The 18,942-nt window shown below is 40.0% G+C and carries 13 protein-coding genes; 5 read left to right on the top strand and 8 right to left on the bottom strand.

Features of this window, described 5'->3' with window-relative positions; genetic code table 11:
* Positions 1–177 precede the first annotated feature (177 nt).
* Complete coding sequence (locus tag M2135_RS12220) at positions 178–1,572, bottom strand: DUF3575 domain-containing protein (RefSeq protein ID WP_280748794.1); 1,395 nt, start codon at positions 1,570–1,572, stop codon at positions 178–180.
* A 347-nt stretch (positions 1,573–1,919) separates the two neighbouring features.
* Here M2135_RS12220 and mscL point away from each other — a divergent pair, with 347 nt between their 5' ends.
* A complete protein-coding gene (gene mscL / locus M2135_RS12225) occupies positions 1,920–2,336 on the top strand; it encodes a large-conductance mechanosensitive channel protein MscL (protein ID WP_280748795.1) in 417 nt (138 codons plus the stop codon).
* 268 nt (positions 2,337–2,604) lie between these two features.
* Here mscL and M2135_RS12230 read toward each other — a convergent pair whose 3' ends face one another.
* Together M2135_RS12230 and M2135_RS12235 are read right to left on the bottom strand one after the other, a co-directional pair.
* Positions 2,605–4,824 (bottom strand): heavy metal translocating P-type ATPase, encoded by a 2,220-nt coding sequence (locus M2135_RS12230; RefSeq protein ID WP_280748796.1) that lies wholly within the window; start codon positions 4,822–4,824, stop codon positions 2,605–2,607.
* Positions 4,825–4,918: 94 nt separating this feature from the next.
* Complete coding sequence (locus tag M2135_RS12235; protein ID WP_280748797.1) at positions 4,919–5,581, bottom strand: HAD family phosphatase; 663 nt, start codon at positions 5,579–5,581, stop codon at positions 4,919–4,921.
* A 189-nt stretch (positions 5,582–5,770) separates the two neighbouring features.
* On the opposite strand from M2135_RS12235, the gene M2135_RS12240 reads away from it, so the two are divergent.
* The gene (locus M2135_RS12240; protein WP_280748798.1) at positions 5,771–6,409 is read left to right on the top strand and encodes a response regulator transcription factor; all 639 of its coding nucleotides are present in this window, start codon (positions 5,771–5,773) and stop codon (positions 6,407–6,409) included.
* 60 nt (positions 6,410–6,469) lie between these two features.
* Entirely contained in the window at positions 6,470–7,807 is a 1,338-nt protein-coding gene (locus tag M2135_RS12245; RefSeq protein ID WP_280748799.1) for an MATE family efflux transporter, read from the top strand.
* Between the two features lie 3 nt (positions 7,808–7,810).
* Here M2135_RS12245 and M2135_RS12250 read toward each other — a convergent pair whose 3' ends face one another.
* Entirely contained in the window at positions 7,811–8,869 is a 1,059-nt protein-coding gene (locus M2135_RS12250) for a mechanosensitive ion channel family protein (RefSeq protein ID WP_280748800.1), read from the bottom strand.
* Between the two features lie 177 nt (positions 8,870–9,046).
* Between M2135_RS12250 and M2135_RS12255 the strand changes: the two genes are divergently transcribed.
* Entirely contained in the window at positions 9,047–11,119 is a 2,073-nt protein-coding gene (locus M2135_RS12255; protein WP_280748801.1) for a HAMP domain-containing sensor histidine kinase, read from the top strand.
* A gap of 3 nt (positions 11,120–11,122) precedes the next feature.
* On the opposite strand, the gene speA is transcribed toward M2135_RS12255, so the two are convergent.
* Together speA and M2135_RS12265 are read right to left on the bottom strand one after the other, a co-directional pair.
* The gene (speA, locus tag M2135_RS12260) at positions 11,123–13,015 is read right to left on the bottom strand and encodes a biosynthetic arginine decarboxylase (protein WP_280748802.1); all 1,893 of its coding nucleotides are present in this window, start codon (positions 13,013–13,015) and stop codon (positions 11,123–11,125) included.
* 478 nt (positions 13,016–13,493) lie between these two features.
* Entirely contained in the window at positions 13,494–14,657 is a 1,164-nt protein-coding gene (locus M2135_RS12265) for a hypothetical protein (RefSeq protein WP_280748803.1), read from the bottom strand.
* Between the two features lie 330 nt (positions 14,658–14,987).
* On the opposite strand from M2135_RS12265, the gene M2135_RS12270 reads away from it, so the two are divergent.
* Positions 14,988–15,722 carry a sugar phosphate nucleotidyltransferase gene (locus tag M2135_RS12270; RefSeq protein WP_280748804.1) on the top strand — a complete coding sequence of 245 codons (735 nt, stop codon included), beginning with the start codon at positions 14,988–14,990 and terminating at the stop codon, positions 15,720–15,722.
* Here M2135_RS12270 and M2135_RS12275 read toward each other — a convergent pair.
* Both M2135_RS12275 and M2135_RS12280 read right to left on the bottom strand, forming a co-directional pair.
* Positions 15,700–17,193 carry an IMP dehydrogenase gene (locus M2135_RS12275; protein WP_280748805.1) on the bottom strand — a complete coding sequence of 498 codons (1,494 nt, stop codon included), beginning with the start codon at positions 17,191–17,193 and terminating at the stop codon, positions 15,700–15,702. The two genes, M2135_RS12270 and M2135_RS12275, sit on opposite strands and share 23 nt — an antisense overlap.
* Before the next feature lie 66 nt (positions 17,194–17,259).
* Positions 17,260–18,924, bottom strand: coding sequence for an AMP-binding protein (locus M2135_RS12280; RefSeq protein ID WP_280748806.1), 1,665 nt, complete (start codon positions 18,922–18,924; stop codon positions 17,260–17,262).
* Positions 18,925–18,942: the final 18 nt, after the last annotated feature.

The raw sequence follows: 18,942 nt of genomic DNA on the forward strand, positions 1-18,942 counted from the left end.
ATTTTGTCTTGCTTAGATTTGTGTATGGAGGCAAATATAGTTTATTTGTCCTAAAAATAGGAGATTTAACCCTAAATAATTTACATTTTGTCTTTTTTGGCGTGGAAAGATCATAAAAAAAAGACAGTATCCTCTGAATAGAGCGTACTGTCTTTTCTGTTTTTTTATAAATGACAATTATTGGAATCCAAAACGATAGACAAGGTTCAATTTCAATCCAACCATAAATCCGGTCGATTTAAATGTTCTTTCCTGATAGTTCAGGTATTGATTGAACTCTTCACTCCAGTCACGTCTATAGAATATACCATTACTAATCGATCGGAAGCCGGCTTGAAGCGAACCTTCCACATAAAAACCTTTCCAGATCGGGTAGATATAACCAACGGAAGCCCCTGCGGTCATAACTTTCCCGGTACGTCCATATAATAATGTAGGATCATCTTCGAGTGTTAAGTCGACTTTATCCCCTCGAATATCAAAATCTCCGTATTGACCGAATGCACCCACATATAATGAACGGAAATCATTGTTACTGAACAACCAATACCGGGGTTCTATTGATATACCGGATACAGCCCATTTACTGGATGAATTGCCGCCATACGAAAAATCACCATACATTGCGGAAAGCGCCACAGAGTAGCGGTTCATAAAATAGTACTCCAATTCGATGTTAGGCATAATGGCGCCGGTATAAAGTTGGGTACCATCATCCCCGAAATTAATAGACGGGGCAACTGTGAACCAAGGTATTAAGTTGGTTTTTACAGCTAAATTATATGGCTGTGCCTGTGGGTTAGAGCCTACAGATGCACTCTTGGTTGATTTTGTCGTTGTTTTTGGGGTAGAACTTGTCGTTTTCTTACCATTTTTACCCTTTGCGGTTTGTTCCTGTTGTGCTGTTGTCTGAGAAGTAGTGGCGGATTGATGTTGTTGTGTTGTCGAAAATTCAACTAATGACAACCGATAATCTTCCAACTCACTTTTGTCAAATAAAGCATCGGTAATGGTATACGTTTGTCGTTCCGTGTCTCCCTCTTTTGTTCGACTGTGAAGATCGGCATAAGGTACTACCCCGTAACGTTTGATCGCTTCATCAACAGCATCGGGATAACGCGGGTCGTTGTATGAAATATCCAGGTTGGCAAACCATGGAAGCGGAGATCGTACTAAATAGACATGTACCTGATCTCTGAAATTACCACTACGATCGATATAGAATGCAAAATGTTCATAAGGAATGTCGAATGAGAGATTGATATAAGCACGAAGGCGACCTCCACGCATAGACGCTTCATTCGTTACTTGCGGGTTGGCATAGTCAGACGGGTCGACATGCGAAATGATCAAGAAATGGAATTGGTCGCGAATTATACTGTTTTTAAAAGCGGGAATCTTATCATCCAACCGTTGCAGCTCATTGTCATTATCTCCATAACCTTCGGTCATTAAGTCACTTCCTTCGTGAAAAGAAAATACAAAACTTTCTGCCTGATTATAGTTCTGACCTACCACCCCGAAAGGTAATATACACAACCACCCAATAAGAATATATAAGGTTCTTTTCATTTCTTCATTTTTTACGGCTAAAATACTCACCCGCCAGTCGTTAGCTTATAAATTAGTATACTCTTGTCGAATTTCACATCAAGCAGGAGGTCTCGTTTTTCGGAAATCCTGCTTCTACATTGCAAATTAAATAATATTTTTTTAATGAGACTATTTTCTCTGAAAGAATTATTGATAAAAATAAAGCACCTCAACGGAGTATTTCGTGTAACGCGCATCGGATAAGTTAAATAACAAAAGTTTAGCTGAAATGTTATAATTTCAAAAAAAGTCTGTATGTTCGCGCAACTAAAAATGTGCATTAGCAGTTTAATCTCTTAAGATGTATTAATCAAGAAAAAATTAAAATGAGTAAATTTTTAAACGAATTTAAAGAGTTTGCCATGCGTGGAAATGTCGTCGACATGGCAGTAGGTATCATTATCGGTGGCGCTTTTGGAAAAATAGTCTCTTCGCTGGTGGGCGATATTATTATGCCGGGAATCGGCTTGTTGGTTGGAGGAGTTAATTTTACGGATCTAAAAATTGTGTTAAAGCAAGCGGCGGTTGAAGCGGGTGAAGTGATCACTCCGGAAGTTGCGCTTAATTATGGTAATTTCCTCCAGGTAACGTTTGATTTTATTATCGTGGCATTTGCTATCTTTCTGATGGTTAAAGGAATAAACTCCTTGAAACGGAAGAAGGAAGAGGCTCCGGCTGCACCGGCCGAACCGTCGGCTGATATCAAATTATTGACAGAGATTCGTGATCTGTTGAAAAAATAACCTGTTTTATGAGAGAAAGCAAGAGGTGTGTGATGTGAAAATTTTCGATCAATAGGTTGTTTTTTGAAAAATACGCAAATGTTTTTTCTGAATAATTAGCTGCGTTTTTGTGATAGACCTAGGTCTGTTTTTTGTTAGAGGTACGTCTAAACGAATTTAGACGTACCTCTAAATCGATTTACACCTACCTCTAAATTATTTTAGACGTACCTCTAACAGAAAAGTCAATGAAGGTATTCTAAAAAGCCAATGGGGACATACTCAAAAGTCAATGGAGTCTTTTTGTTTTAAGGCGCAAACTGTTAGATACTACACTGACACTACTCAATGCCATTGCTGCTCCGGCTATCATCGGATTGAGCAGAAAACCGGTTATAGGATATAGTATACCGGCAGCAATAGGTACTCCGATAAGATTGTAGATGAATGCCCAGAACAGATTCTGACGGATTGTTCGGACAGTGAGTCGTGATAGGTTGATCGCTTCAGGTATTTTCATCAGATCGGAGGAGATAATGGTCACCTTAGCCACATCCATAGCAATATCACTTCCTTTTCCCATCGCAAAACTAAGATTGGCTTGTGCCAATGCAGCACTGTCGTTGATACCGTCTCCAACCATACCGACTGTTTTTCCTTCATCTTGCAGTTGTTTAATAAATGTTGCTTTTTCTTGCGGCAGAATTTCTGCTTTGTAATGAGTAATTCCGGCAGCGGAGGCTATTTCTCGGGCAGTAGCCTCATTGTCGCCGGTCAGCATAAAGACGTCGATTCCCATCTCCTGCAATTGACGGATCGCTTGTGGCGAATTTATTTTGATTTGATCTGTAATGCCAATTACAGCTAAGGCCTCATATTGGTTTGAAAACCAAATAACGGTTTTAGATGCTTCGCCAAGTGCTTTCGCTAAGGTGTCAAGTGTTTGATCGATAGTGATCTGGTTTTCGATTAATAATGTCCGGTTTCCAACATAATAGGTGATACCTTCTACATTTCCTTTAATGCCTTTGCCGGTAATGCTTTCAAAATGAGTGATTGCTCTATTGTCCATCGGTTCAAAATGGTGTACAACGGCATCGGCCAAAGGATGTTCTGATAATTTCTCCAGGCTATATAAAATGGCTTCTTGTTCAATAGTCTCATTCAACCAATGGATATCAGTTACGATCGGTTTTCCTTCCGTGATTGTTCCGGTTTTATCCAAAACAATCGTATGCAGTTTTCTGGCTATTTCGAGGCTTTGCGAATCTTTGATCAATATTCCTTTTTCGGCTCCCTTTCCGATACCAACCGTAATGGCCGTAGGGGTGGCCAGTCCAAGCGCACAGGGACAGGCGATAATCAATACGGTTACCATTGCTAATAAGCCATATGTCAATCCGTTTACCGGGTCGAATAACAACCACAACACAAATGCGCATACAGCAATGCACATAATAACCGGAACGAATATAGCGGCGATTTTATCGACAAGCTTTTGGACAGGAGCTTTACTCCCTTGTGCCTCTTGTACCATCCGGATGATATGTGCCAATACGGTCTCCGATCCTATTTTTTCAGCTTTAAACTGAAAACTGCCTTTTTGATTGATTGTTCCGGCAAAAACAGGACTTTCTTTTTCTTTCAGGACAGGAATGGGTTCTCCGCTAAGCATACTTTCGTCTACATAGGAGTGACCTGTTGTTACTCTCCCGTCTACTGCTATTTTCTCTCCCGGTTTGACAAGCAGTGTATCACCCATTGCGACTTGTTGGATGGTTATTTCTTGTTGTTTGCCACTTTGGTCTATCCGTATGACAGTTTTTGGCTGCAACCCCATTAATTTTTTGATGGCCGACGATGTACTGCCTTTGGCTCGTTCTTCCAGAAAGCGCCCTAAAAGGATAAATGCGATGATCACACTTGCAGCTTCAAAATAAACATGTGGATGTATACCGCGTTTTAACCAAAACTCGGGAAAGAAGAGATTGAAAAGACTGAATAGATAGGCTATGCCCGTGCTGAGTGCGACCAATGTGTCCATGGTCGCCGAGCGATGTTTTAACTGTTTCCATGCGTTGATAAAGAAATCTTTACCGAGCCAGAATAGAACAGGGGTAGACAATATCCACATGATTTCATTGGCGTAGGGCATCTCCATAAAGAACATGCCGATAATGACAATCGGTAATGAAAGCGTACCGGCCAGAATAGTTTGTCGTTTCAGTTTCTCTATTTTTTGTGTATGCGCTTCTTCTATTTCGTCCGATGTATCTTCATTTTCTTCAATGATCAATCCATAGCCGCCTTGTTGTACGGCGTCTTGAAGTATAGCTGGAGAAGTTTTTGCCGGATCATATTCGACGGCAACATTTGCTGCTGGGAAATTAACCACAGCTTGCACTACTCCTGTTTGGTCATTCAGTATTTTTTCTACCCTTGCAGCACAGGCAGCACAACTCATTTCCAATACTGGAAATGTTTTTTTAGTTTGATTTATTGAGGCCATAATCCGGACAGTTATAAATAGACCACAAAGATCGGGAAAGAAAGGGTGGAGGCGTTATATTTTTAGTTGAAAAATTTATGAGATTTACAGCTTTTCAATCGTGAAGGAATTGATGACGATCCACTTCATCAAAGGAATGAATCGCTTGATAGTTGGGAAATAGCGAATAATCGTCGTTGTTCGAATTTACGGCGATGATACATCCGGCCTGTGCATGTTGAGCCGCCAGTAGACCATTTACTGCATCTTCGAATACCACTGTTTTTTCGGGTGCAATGCCGATAACCGACATCGCTATCTGGTAGATCTCAGGATCGGGTTTGCTTTTGATTTTTCCATTATTATAAACCACTTTATCGTAGTCGAACCATTTGGAAAGTCCAAGATGTTGAAAATAGAAGTCAAGATTTTCTTTATCTGAAGCTGTAGCGATCGTAAAAGGAGTTTTGTTTGTTTGCAGAAAATTCAGAAAATCGATTACACCCGGAGCCAGTTTGATCTCTGTTTTCAAGCATAATTGGCGATAAAGATCTTCTTTCTCATCGATCAGTTTTTTCAACTCCGGTGCAGAGAAATCCCGGTGAAAGAGTTGGGTGAAAATATCTTTGTTGTTTTTACCATGAATAGTGGTAAAAAAATCATGATCAGAGAGGTGTAAACCTCTTTTTTTAAGAAAGATATTCCAGGCTTCATTGTGCAAAGGAGTATCCCAGAAAAGCGTTCCGTTAAAATCAAAAACAACTCCGGTGTACGACATATTCACTTTGTTTTATATCTGCCGGTAAAGGTAGGAAATAGTTGTCGATTACTCGCTCATCTCAGATCAATAGAATACTTCTTTATTATCGAAAAATAGAACTCCCATTTGTGGGGTAGTGATAATCCAAGGAAGATCCTTACTTTTGGGGTACTGAAAAAGGGGTGTCTGTTTCGTCTCTGAAAAAGGATGAGATGGACATGGAACGTAAGTTGTATGATAAACGTACACATCACAGATGATCACAAAATGTTAGTGGAAGGACTGGCTGCTTCCATTAATGAGTCGGGTATAGCTACGGTTGTAGGTGTATCCTATACACTTAGTGAGTGTCGCAAAGCTTTACAGTCAACATCGGTCGATGTACTGTTACTTGATATTAGTCTGCCTGACGGGAGTGGAGTCGATTTTTGTGAAGAGGTTATTCGCCGATATCCGGAGATGAAAGTATTGATCCTCACTTCTCACAATGAGTATTCTATCGCCAAACGTGTCATGGAGAATGGCGCTTCGGGTTATATCCTGAAAAATGCCCTTTCAGAAGAGGTCACGGCAGGCATAGAGGCGGTGATGAACGGAGAGATATTCCTTTGCGACGAGATCGATATCCTTATCCGTAAAAAAAACGAACAGCAAATCTGGTTGACTTCCCGCGAACAGGAGTTGCTGCGACTGATTGTGGATGGTCATACCAATCAGGAGATGGCTGAAAAACTGTATTTAAGTATAGAGACGATCAAGACATATCGGAAAAATCTGATTCTGAAACTTGGCGCAAAAAACTCAATGATCCTGGTGAAAATGGCTATTGAAAACAAATTGATTTAATTGTCGACTGTTCCCATCTGGTATAAAACAGTTACTTTTGCAAGCTAAATGCAAAATCGAATGAAGAATTTTTATCAGATCTATCGCGAACATTATAAGACCTTGATTTATTTAGGTGTTCCTATTATAATCGGACAGGTAGGGATGATCATACTGGCATTTGCCGATACGTTGATGATCGGACATCACAGTACCAACGAACTTGGTGCGGCCTCTTTTGTAAACAATATGTTTAATCTGGCGATTATTTTCAGCACCGGCTTTTCTTATGGATTGACTCCTGTGGTGGGAAACCTTTTCGGTCATGGCGAATCACAGGGGATTGGTCGACTGTTGAAGAATAGTTTGCTGGCGAATACCATCGTGGGACTGTTGTTGACGCTGATTATGACGGTATTCTATTTCAATATCGAACGGTTGGATCAGCCGGTAGAACTGATCCCTTTGATTAAGCCCTATTTCATTATATTACTCGTCTCGCTGATTTTTATCTTATTGTTTAATGGGTTTAAGCAATTTGCTGATGGAATTACCGATACTCGGACGCCTATGTGGATCTTATTAGGAGGTAACCTGGTTAATATTGTCGGAAATTATGTATTGATCTATGGGAAACTTGGTTTTCCTGAAATGGGATTGATAGGAGCGGGGATGAGTACGCTTTTCTCCCGGATCCTCATGTTGTTGGTTTTTATCCTTGTGTTTTTCAAGGCCAAACGTTACAGCGTTTATGTGGAAGGATTCAAGAAGAGTTGTTTGAATAAGCCTGATTTTAAAAAACTGAATAATCTGGGTTGGCCGATAGGGTTGCAGATGGGTATGGAGACAGCTTCATTCAGTCTGAGTACGATTATGATCGGATGGATTGGAACCATTGCATTAGCCAGTCATCAGATAATGATGGCCGTTTCACAACTCGGCTTTATGATCTATTATGGAATGGGTGCTGCTGTGGCGGTGATGGTTAGTAATTACCGGGGGAAAGGGGATATACAGAATGTGCGTCGATCGGCTTCTGCCGGTTTTCATTTGATTATGGTAATGGCGGTCTTTGTTTCTGTGTTGCTTTATTTGTTAAGGAATCAGATTGGTGGATGGTTTACCGATAGTGAAGAGGTGACGATCATGGTTGCAAGTTTGATTCTCCCCTTTATAATCTATCAATTTGGTGACGGATTACAAATCGCCTATGCCAATGCTTTACGGGGGATTTCGGATGTCAGGCCTATGATGTTCATTGCCTTTGTGGCCTACTTCGTGGTCTCATTGCCTTTGGGTTATTTCTTTGGCTTTGTCATGAACTGGGGATCATTCGGAGTCTGGCTGGCTTTCCCATTCGGTTTGACTACGGCCGGGATTTTATTCTATCTGCGTTTTCGACAACAAACGAAGAACTGAGAGTCATTTCTCTTTTTCCAAATAGATGGTTTGTGAAGGAAAAGCGAAGTTGAGTCCGGCCTGATTGAAAGAGGTCAGAATCTCCATATTGACATTCGAAGTCACTTTCCGGATATTTCCCTTTTTCTCAATGAAGTAAACAAATGTGATCATTAAGGCGGAGTCGGCAAATTCGCTAAAGTTGGCCACCAGATCTTTCTGTGAAACAAATTCGACACGGTTGGGTATCTCTTTTAATAGTTCCAATGCTTTATTCATTTTCTCAGGGGGGGTGTCATAGGTCAGACCTAATTTTGTAACCACCCTTCTCATCGGTTCGGCTGAGATATTGACAATGGAAGCATCCATGATTTTATAGTTTGGAAAGGTGATAATCCTTTTATCGTAATCTCGCATTTTGGTACTGCGGATCCCGACATCTATAATTGTGCCTTCAAATTGATCGATCCTGACAGTATCTCCAATATTAAACGGTCTGTCGGTTAGAATCGTAAACGCGCCGAAAATACTTTTGATCGTGTCTTGCGCAGCCAGGGCAAAGGCAATACTGCCGATACCGAGTGTCCCTAATAAAGCGCTGATATTGACACCTACATTGCTCAATGCTGTAATAATTCCGATAACCCATATGATACCCACGATTGTACGTTTAAGGACAGGAATCATTTTAGCCGTTTGTTTTTTGGCTTTGGATGAGTGATCAGAAGGATTGGTCCAATAATTGTCAATCAAATGATTGCATAAACGGACAAAGACCCAAGTCACATTGAGTACGACCAATATCCGATAAGCTCCGTCAATGGCATTTTTTATATGTTCAGGATATACCAGGCGTTGTAGCGCAATCCATATACCTAACAACATTATACCGAAGAGGATCGGGGAGGAGAGTGAATCGTATATGATATCATCCAGTTTACTTTGTGTTTTACGGGTAATTGTATAGATAATTTTTTGATTGAAGAGCGAAACCAATTTGCTGATAAGAATCGTTCCTAAAACAATCAGAATGGAGATTCCCCAGTTCTCAATCGTATTTCCTCCGATAACATCTTCTAACATAATACGTTTATAGCTATAAAGTTTATAGATGCAAATTTAATGTTTTTAGACAGTTTCTTAATTCTAAAAGGGATTAAATAATACATAAAGTTCAAATAGATATTGGATAGGTACGCGATTCCTTCTAAAAAAATACGCAAATTGGTGTAAAAGTATTACATTTGTAATAATGAAGAAATGCATAGAATAAGGAAAGGGAGTAAAAAAGTGTGTGAGCCTATCCAATTAAACAAGAAGAATGTTCTTTTCAAATATTTGACTATCTGGCTGTTCTCTTTTGTTATGACAGTATTTGGGGTAGAAAAGATAACTGCAGAAAACCGGTTGTCAAACGATCGTTTATTGTCTCATTTGAATACCTTATCGGGCAATGACCGGTTGGTTTATTTAGAAGATTTGTGTGAACGTAATTCCCATGAAGTATTTTACCAGGATTACTTGCGGATCTATGAAAAGGAAGCCATTGACCAACAAAATGATCTGCATCTAGGGAAAGCTTTGGAAGCGTTAGGGCGATCTTTTTACCCGGATGAACCCGATAGCTTGTTATACTATAAAGAGCGGTTGGAGATTGTGGCGGAACGTTCGCATCAATATGAGCCGCTCATTAGTCTTTGGAGTACCTATAATTTCTATTTAGCCTGGGGAGGGATACATGAGAATATAGAAACAAGCATTAATGGCTTTAAACAGTTTAGCCGTAAGGTCGGTAGTGTGAAAGGCGAAGAGGCTGCTGATATGAATATGGCTTATTTCTATCTTTTAAACAATATGGTTGAGGATGGAGAAAAACTTTATCTGAATGTTCTGAAAAGCAGGGAAGCAAGAAATGCACCTATTGTCGAGCGTGTCGGTATATTTGTTCAACTCTTTAATCATGTAGACAATACCGAAAAAAGAGTTGTTTACCTGAAACAGGCTGAAGCGTTAATCGATCGCTATAAAAAGGAACTGAAAGAAGGTGAAATTTTTGATCTAACGATGCAGCTTCATGACTTCTCGGTAGAGTGGACCTATGCCGCTATTCTTTTAAGTGAAGATAAAGCAGCGGAAGCGTTAGAACATATTAAGAATCTGGAAATACTTCTGGTGAAATACAATATGAAAGAGGATAGGAAAACCTCATTGGATCAGTTGTATTTTGATTATTATGAGGTGACGGGTGATACACAAAAGGCGCTCGAATATATGGATCGTGTTGAGGTGCCTCTCCGTCAAAGGAAAATGTTCTCTATTCTGATCTATTATTTGGAGAAGCGGGTCGACATCTATTACAATCAGCAGCGTTATGATGAGGCCGTACAAGTACAAAAAGAAATACTTCAATTAACCGATTCCGTCACGCAGTCGGATTTTCAAAACAGATTAGCTGTCTTACGTACAGAGTATGAGATGGAAAAGCTGGAATGGGATAAACAGCAAACGGAAGAAGAATACATGGAATCCCGTGGTCATATGGTGATATTAGCGGTTTGTACGGGAGTGTTGTTGTTGGTGATCATCGGATTGGTCTATGCCATACAAATGATCAACAGGCATAAAAAAGCGTTGAAGCAGGCCAAAGAGAAAGCGGAAGAAGCTGATCAGTTAAAATCGACATTTCTGGCCAATATGAATCATGAAATTCGTACACCATTGAATGCGATAGTCGGTTTTTCACAGGTCTTGATCGAAGAAGAAGAACGGGAATTGCGGAAAGAATATGCTGAAATCATTCAGAATAATAATGAACTGTTACAACGGTTAATTTCAGATATATTGGATTTCTCCAAAATCGAATCCAATACGTTGTCACTGATCTACGGACAATATGAAGCATCCGATCTGGTTAAAGATGTTTATAATGTGATGTTGATGCGGATGTCTGAAAAAGTTAAACTCATTATGGATCCGTGTAAGCCTATCATGATTGATGTTGATCGCAACCGTCTGACACAGATTTTGATCAATTTACTATCCAATGCGATTAAACATACTTCCAGCGGTCAGATTAATGTGGGCTATCAATTGAAAGGCGACCGTATCATCTTTCATGTTCAAGATACGGGAGAAGGCATGCCGAAAGATCAGTTAGATCATATCTTTGAACGTTTTATTCAATTGAAAAACGGTCAAAAAGGAGTCGGACTGGGATTGGCAATATCCAAAGGGTTAGTCACTGCAATGAAAGGAAAAATCTGGGCTGTTTCAGAAGAAAGAGTAGGTTCGACATTTTTTGTCGAACTACCCCAAACAAAACCAGGTAAATAAACCCTATTCCAGATAACAATACCCGTATAATCCGGAACGGTAATTCGATAGAAATTCTTTGCCTTCTTCTACCGTAATTTTTCCGGCTTTTACCGAAGCGGTCACCCATGTTTCAAGAGTTCGTACCATCTTCTTGGGGTTGTATTGTACATAATCCAAAACTTCGGCTACTGTTTCTCCGTCGATAATCTGATCGATCGTATATCCCTTTTCATCCACGCTGACATGTACCGCATTCGTGTCGCCAAACAGATTATGCAAATCACCTAATATCTCCTGATACGCTCCGACTAAAAAGACTCCGATGTAATAAGACTCTTTCGTTTTAAAAGGATGAACAGGGAGATAATACGAGTAATTTTTAGTCGAAATAAAATTGACGATCTTTCCATCCGAATCACAAGTCACATCCTGAAGGGTTGCTGTACGCGACGGACGTTCATCCAAGCGATGAATCGGCATAATCGGAAAAACCTGATCAATAGCCCAAGAGTCAGGCAGTGACTGAAACAGTGAAAAATTACAGAAATATTTGTCGGGCAATATTTTGGATAACTGCTTTAATTCTTCGGGCGCATGGCGTGTCTGACTGGCTGCGGCATGTATCTCACGGGCAATTGTCCAATATAGCCGTTCAATCTGGCCACGGGTTCGTAGATCCAACATACCAAGGCCAAACAGATCTAATCCCTCTTCACGAATTTGTTGCGCATCGTGCCACGACTCCAATATACGAGGCTGGTTGAGGGTTTGTAATATCTGGTAAAGGTCGCGCACCAACTCATGATCTTCTTCTGAAACCGTATCTTCCGGATTCCATTCCGGTAAGGTGGTCGCTTCCAATACCTCAAAAATCAAGACCGAATGATGAGCCGTCAGCGAACGTCCCGATTCGGTAATAATATTGGGATGAGGAATCTCATTTTTATTACTGGCATCCACCAATGTAGAAATAGAGTCATTGACATATTCCTGTATGGTATAATTGATACTGCTTTCACTGTTAGATGAATGTGTGCCGTCATAATCAACACCCAGTCCACCACCAATGTCGACAAACTCGACATTGAATCCCATTGTTCGCAGTTGGACGTAAAACTGCGAAGCCTCTCTCAGGGCATTTTTGACACGGCGAATTTTGGTCACCTGACTTCCGATATGAAAATGGATCAAACGGAAGCAATCTTCCATCTTATTTTTTTCGATAAACTCCAGCGCTTCCAATAACTCACTCGAATTCAATCCGAATTTGCTGCCGTCTCCTCCCGAATCTTCCCATTTGCCACTACCCGAACTGGATAGTTTGATGCGAATACCGATATTGGGGCGCACATTCAATCGCTTGGCAATTTTGGTAATCAGCTTCAACTCGTTGAGTTTTTCAACCACCAGAAAGATCCGTTTACCCATTTTCTGAGCCAATAAGGCCAGTTCGATATAATCTTCATCCTTATATCCGTTGCAGATAATCAACGATTCCGAATCGGGATACATGGCGATGACGGCATGAAGTTCCGGTTTTGATCCGGCTTCCAGTCCGATATTGAATTTTTTTCCATGGCTGATAATCTCTTCTACCACCGGTCGCATCTGATTGACTTTGATCGGATAGATGATAAAATTCTGTGCCTGGTAATCATACTCTTCGGCTGCAATCTTAAAGCATTTGGAAATCTGTTCGATCCGGTTATCCAGGATATCCGGGAAACGTACCAATATAGGCGTAGAAATATCTTTGATCTGTAATTCGTCGATCAATTCTTTCAGATCTACTCCTGCATACCCTTTTTTGGGAGTGACCACCACATTCCCTTTTTCACTTACAGAGAAATAGTTGATACCCCAACCAGGGATATTATACAATTCTTCAGAGTCTTCAATGCGCCACTTTCTCATGTTCCAAATTTGCCGTTACATTAAGTTGATATTTTTTAAGTGGCACAAAAATAAGGAATAAAACAAGTAATTGACTGTATTTTATGTGAATTTTAATCCGACCGGTTGAAATCCGCTTAAAATAGGGGAGTGATGGGCGGTTTTGTCAATTTGGGAGATGCAAAGAAGAATTAGGAAATGGCTCTAACGCAGTCGCCACATATGCAATCAGAGAACGTATAGACACTACAAAACGTAGCGATGGTGACGACTTATTTTATGCTATTCGATGATAAATCTGAATGATTAAAACTATTTTTTTGTTAGAGGTACCTCTAAATGATTTTAGACGTACCTCTAAACGGATTTAGACGTACCTCTAAATTGTTTTAGACGTACCTCTAACAGAAAACAGACATAGGTGTGTCTAAAAAGTCACCACGAATGTTGTTCTTTTTTTTATGAGATAAAGGAGAAAATGGATCTGCATACAATCGGTTTATCCGAAAAAGAAAGATGAAAAAAACAACGGTTTGGCTTGGACGAAATTTCCGATGAAAAAACCGGCTATTATTAATAATATGGAGAGGAACAGTACGAGATAAGTTTTTGATTCAATGCCCTCTTCTTTATTGTATGAAAACAAAACTCTCAGTCCACCATATGACATGATCAGTACACCCGCTAAAATTAACAATAGCGAAGAAGATTCATTGAACGTTTTGTTGGGTTGTTGTGCATTAATAACCGTAGAGATCACAATCGCTACCATAGAAGCAAAAAAAGCCAGAATTTCAAGATATTTAGACCTTTGAGCATCTAAAAGATCTTTTGTATTCGATATTTCATTCGCTAAGAGTTCTTTTGTCTTTTTCATTTCGCTATCTAAAAGCTCTTTTGTTTTTGCCATTTCACTATCTAATGTTGTTTTAAATTCTTGAATTTGCACTCTTGAACTTTCCTTTGTTTTTATTTCCATTAGGTAGTAATAGTATTGCGTTTTTCTGATTTCGAAATCAGGTCGGCTAGGGTCTTCAATATCAATAGCTTTCAGTATTAATTCACGTGCCTCGCAGAAACTCTCTTTAGTTGGATTCTGATGGTATAACAGGCGCCCTTTTGTACAATAGTATTTTGCATAATTATTGTTCGCTTTAATTTCTTCTTCGATTTGGTTTAGCGCCTTATCTATGATTGAATCGGGAATATCTTCTTCATGTTCTAATGCGATTGCAATAAAATCAGCATAAGTCTGTTTAACTCCTTGATGATTAGGAATGACGCGTAATGCCTGCTCGGCATTTTCAATGGCTTTTTGATGTATATTAATATTATTGTAATAATGGGCATAAACGATCCACATAAGCGGATACTCTTCGGTATTAAAGTAATTTTTATAAATATCAACAAATTCATTGTATTTTGTTGGAGAAACGTTTATCCGGTGATAGGTCAAGATGGTATAAAAAATGACAAACCTGAGATCACTTTCTTGCGAATGATCATGAATCAAAGGTTGTAATCGATCGATAGTATTTTGATCAATAACCTTTTCTTTGATGGATATTTCGTCTTTTTTATGCTTGATTAACTCTCTCATCGATTTGGTACAATCAATAGAGTCAAGATGGATAGAGGATAAAATGTTAATTACTTTTTCCATTTCAATATGTTTTTCATCTCAAAAGTAGTAAATTGTTCTAATATGCCAATAAGATGCAAGTCTTAATAATCAAAGGCTCCTCTTTCTTAAGGAAAACCGTGAAATCCATAGGTTTACTCTGATTGATTATGAAAGATGTGTGGTATTTCGTCAAAAAGGCGTAACTTTACCCCGCGATTAGTTGCCGATGTACAGTTAAAATACAAGCGGAATGGGATTTATTTAATTGTGATCTCATACTTCTTCTGACTAAGACTAATGGCTAATAGGATGAGCATAATTATTCTATATAACGATTAAGCGTATAAATTTTTTTTGAAGAAACATACGATGAAAGCTTTGATTTTGGCAGCAGAAGCCAGAGCATCCATGAGTAGTATTAAACCAACGGCCTTAATTGAGGTAGGAGGGAAACCTATGTTGGAGCATGTGATTCTCAAATTAAAAACAGCCGGTTTTGACCGGATTGTGATTAATGTGCACCATCTGGGTGAACAGATCATAAGCTTTCTCGAAGCGAACAATCATTTTGGTGTTCGAATTGATATCTCTGACGAACGTGATTATCTGCTGGATACAGGAGGAGGTATAAAAAACGCTGCACGTTTTTTTCAGGGCGATGAACCTTTTTTGATCCATAATGTGGATATTTTTTCCAATGTAAATTTTCAGGATATTTATACCAAACATAAAGAGACTAATCCGTTGGCTACGTTATTAGTTAGCAAGCGAAAGACATCCCGTCATTTGCTTTTCAATAAAGAGAATCATCTGTGCGGCTGGCGGAATCATGAGACAGGCGAAATCAAATCGCATTACCCTGATTTTGATCCGAAACAGTATGAAGAGTATGCTTTCGGAGGAATTCATGTGGTGAGCCCAAAGATCTTCGAATGGATGGATGAGTGGACGGGAAAGTTCTCTGTGATTAACTTCTACCTGGCGGTTTGTGCCAAAACAACTATTCAAGCCTATCAGCCAGAAGAACTTCAGCTGATCGATATCGACCAGCCGGAAGCTTTGGCAAAAGCAGAAGAATGGATTAAGTCTGCTCTTTCAGAATAACATCGTGTGCTCCTCCTTCTACAATACTTGTAGAGGAGACAAGCGTGATTTTAGCTTGTTGTTGTAACTCTTCTATGGTTATACTGCCGCAGCTACACATAGTTGCTTTGATTTTTCCCAACGTAATATCCAGGTTGTCTTTCATTTTACCGGCATAAGGAACGTAGCTGTCCACCCCTTCTTCAAATTTCAAGGATTCATTGCCACCCATATCGTAACGTTGCCAGTTTTTAGCCCGGTTGGATCCTTCTCCCCAATATTCTTTGACAAAATTATTTCCTATTTTCATTTTCTTAGTCGGTGATTCGTCAAAACGGGCAAAGTAGCGTCCCATCATCAAGAAATCGGCACCCATAGCTAAAGCCAATACCATATGATAATCATGAACTAACCCACCGTCACTACAGATTGGGATATAAACACCCTTCGTGTTGAAATACTCATCACGTGCTTTAGCTACATCGATGAGGGCTGTCGCTTGTCCGCGTCCGATCCCTTTTTGTTCCCTTGTAATACAAATCGAACCTCCTCCGATCCCTACTTTAATAAAATCGGCTCCGGCTTCTACCAGATAGTTGAAACCGTCCTTGTCAACCACATTTCCGGCTCCGACTAAGACCTTATTGTTATATGTTTTTTTGATCCATTGCAACGTTTCATATTGCCATTCGGAATATCCATCGGAAGAATCGATACACAAGACATCTACCCCTGCTTCAACCAAGGCAGGTACACGCTCCTGATAGTCTCGTGTGTTGATGCCGGCTCCAACCAACAGCTTCTTGTCGGGGCCTGACAACTCATCCGGATTGTCGCGGTGATTGTTGTGATCTTTACGAAAGACAAAATATTGTAGTCTTTGTTCTTCATCAATAATGGGCAGTGTGTTTAATTTGTTATCCCAGATGATTTGATTGGCTTCTTTTAGTGATGCTCCCAAATAGCCGACGATTAAATCGTCAAAAGGGGTCATGAAGTTTTTCACTCTCGTACTCGGATCGTCTTTTTCTGCACGATAGTCGCGACTGGTTACCATACCGAGCAACTTCCCGTTTGGCGTACCGTCGTCGGTGACTCCGATGGTCGAATGTCCGGTGTTACGAACCAGGTCGATGACATCTGCTAATGTATGTTCAGGAGTGAGGTTGGAATCGCTGACAACAAATCCTGCTTTGAACTTTTTCACACGACGAACCATTTCAACCTGATTTTTGATCGACTGTGATCCGAAGATAAACGAAAGGCCGCCGTTTCGTGCCAATTCAATGGCTAATTCGGGGCCTGAGACAGATTGCATAATGGCAGAAACAATGGGGATATTCAACTCGATGGGCGATTTTTCCCCTTTGGCAAATTTAGTGAGTGGGGACTTGAGTGACACATTCGAGGGGACACATTGTTTGGTGGTTAAACCGGGAATAAGCAGATATTCTCCAAAGGTTCGGGATACATCGTTTAAGTAGATAGCCATAAGTTCTTAATTTGCTTAGTGAGTGAATTCGTTTACAAAGGTAGTTATTTTAACTACTGATTGCCTTTAATAATTATTGTAAAGGTATCGTTTGATGCTCTTTTTAGGTGTTTTCTCAAACTCATTCGGGTATAGTTGAATGGAAGAGACAGCTTCATAAGGTGCCAGTAAACTGTTTAACTCTTTCCTGTTTTGTTCCATGATGACCGCCAGTTCTGAATGTGAAACACCTGTACTATCAACTGCTTCGTAGTCGGGATAAACCAATCCTACGAGTTTGCCGCTCTTTTCAATAATCAAACTTTCCATGATGAAAGGCAGATTGTTGAGTTTGGATTCGATCTCTTCGGGATAAATATTTTGTCCACTGGAGCCGAGTATCATTGTTTTACTACGGCCTCTGATATAGATACGGTTGTTTTCATCAATCGTTCCCAAATCGCCGGTACGAAGCCAACCGTCTTCGGTAAAAACATTCTTTGTGGCTTCTTCATTTTTGTAATACCCTTTCATGACATTTTCGCCGGCGACCTGAATTTCTCCAACCTCATTATAGGGGTCTTTCGAATCGATGCGTACCTGCATGATACCTTTTAGAATCTGACCACAAGAGCCTGGAATAAACTCTTTATTATTGTCGTAGCTGATCAATGGAGCACATTCGGTCATGCCGTATCCGATTGTAAAGGGGAATTTTATTTTATAGAGAAAGTCGGTGACTTCCTGATTCATCGCTGCTCCGCCGACAATCACTTCACGAAAACGTCCTCCCATGGCGTCAATCAGTGTTTTTCTGATTTTAGCATAGATTTGCTGATCCAGTAGAGGGATATTCAAAGCCAGTTTCATTGTTCGCTTGTTAAGCTGCGGGAGGATCATTTTTTTATAAATCTTTTCCAGAATCAATGGAACGGTAATAATCAAATTCGGCTTGATCTCTTCAAAGGCTTTCAGTAATATTTTGGGAGAAGGTGTTTTTCCCAGGAAAAAGACATGAGCACCGAAAGCCATAGGAACGAGAAAGTTGAACGCACAACTGTAGGCATGAGCAAGGGGGAGGAAGCATAATTCGCGTTCGCCACGGAATAAGACATCTAACGTTCTGGCATAAGTGACATTCCCTGCCAGATTATTTCCGGTCAACATGACCCCTTTGCTAAACCCGGTGGTGCCGGAGGTGTAGTTTAATAAAACCACTTTATCGTTGTCCAAATCGGCGTATTTGATATCCTCTTTCGAAAAGCCGTTTGGATATTTTTCACTCATTTTATCGTTGAGCTTCAACAGAAGTTTCTGAATACTCTCTCCGTCGCGTTGGTGCAGACAACGAAAATCGGATAGCGAAAAGACTCCACGTACATCCTCAATCTTATCTTCTTCAAGCGAATCCCATATGCGATCGCTAACGAAAAGGAATGCCGATTCGGAATGGTTGATAATATGATGGATATCATTCGGATTAAAGTCTTGCAAGATCGGTACAATAATCGCACCGTAAGTGACAGCCGCCATATAAACAATGCACCAGCGGGAGCAGTCTTTGCCTACTAAAGCGATTTTATCTCCCTGCCGTACCTGGCATTCACTAAAGATAATATGTATACGGGCAATTTCTTTTGCTACATCAGCAAAAGAAAAGGTTGTACTTTTACTATAGTCTGTTAAAGCCGGCAGTTCCCAATTTTCCTTGAAACTGTTCTCGTATAATTTGATGAAATTTTCTTGAATCATAGCACAAAATGGTGATTA

Source organism: Parabacteroides sp. PF5-9 (genome assembly GCF_029893105.1).
GTDB lineage: Bacteria > Bacteroidota > Bacteroidia > Bacteroidales > Tannerellaceae > JARXWG01.

Coding starts and splice junctions, on each gene's coding strand:
- M2135_RS12220 (WP_280748794.1), bottom strand. CDS start 1,572: ATGAAAAGAACCTTATATATTCTTATTGGGTGGTTGTGTATATTACCT.
- mscL (WP_280748795.1), top strand. CDS start 1,920: ATGAGTAAATTTTTAAACGAATTTAAAGAGTTTGCCATGCGTGGAAAT.
- M2135_RS12230 (WP_280748796.1), bottom strand. CDS start 4,824: ATGGCCTCAATAAATCAAACTAAAAAAACATTTCCAGTATTGGAAATG.
- M2135_RS12235 (WP_280748797.1), bottom strand. CDS start 5,581: ATGTCGTACACCGGAGTTGTTTTTGATTTTAACGGAACGCTTTTCTGG.
- M2135_RS12240 (WP_280748798.1), top strand. CDS start 5,771: ATGAGATGGACATGGAACGTAAGTTGTATGATAAACGTACACATCACA.
- M2135_RS12245 (WP_280748799.1), top strand. CDS start 6,470: ATGAAGAATTTTTATCAGATCTATCGCGAACATTATAAGACCTTGATT.
- M2135_RS12250 (WP_280748800.1), bottom strand. CDS start 8,869: ATGTTAGAAGATGTTATCGGAGGAAATACGATTGAGAACTGGGGAATC.
- M2135_RS12255 (WP_280748801.1), top strand. CDS start 9,047: ATGCATAGAATAAGGAAAGGGAGTAAAAAAGTGTGTGAGCCTATCCAA.
- speA (WP_280748802.1), bottom strand. CDS start 13,015: ATGAGAAAGTGGCGCATTGAAGACTCTGAAGAATTGTATAATATCCCT.
- M2135_RS12265 (WP_280748803.1), bottom strand. CDS start 14,657: ATGGAAAAAGTAATTAACATTTTATCCTCTATCCATCTTGACTCTATT.
- M2135_RS12270 (WP_280748804.1), top strand. CDS start 14,988: ATGAAAGCTTTGATTTTGGCAGCAGAAGCCAGAGCATCCATGAGTAGT.
- M2135_RS12275 (WP_280748805.1), bottom strand. CDS start 17,193: ATGGCTATCTACTTAAACGATGTATCCCGAACCTTTGGAGAATATCTG.
- M2135_RS12280 (WP_280748806.1), bottom strand. CDS start 18,924: ATGATTCAAGAAAATTTCATCAAATTATACGAGAACAGTTTCAAGGAA.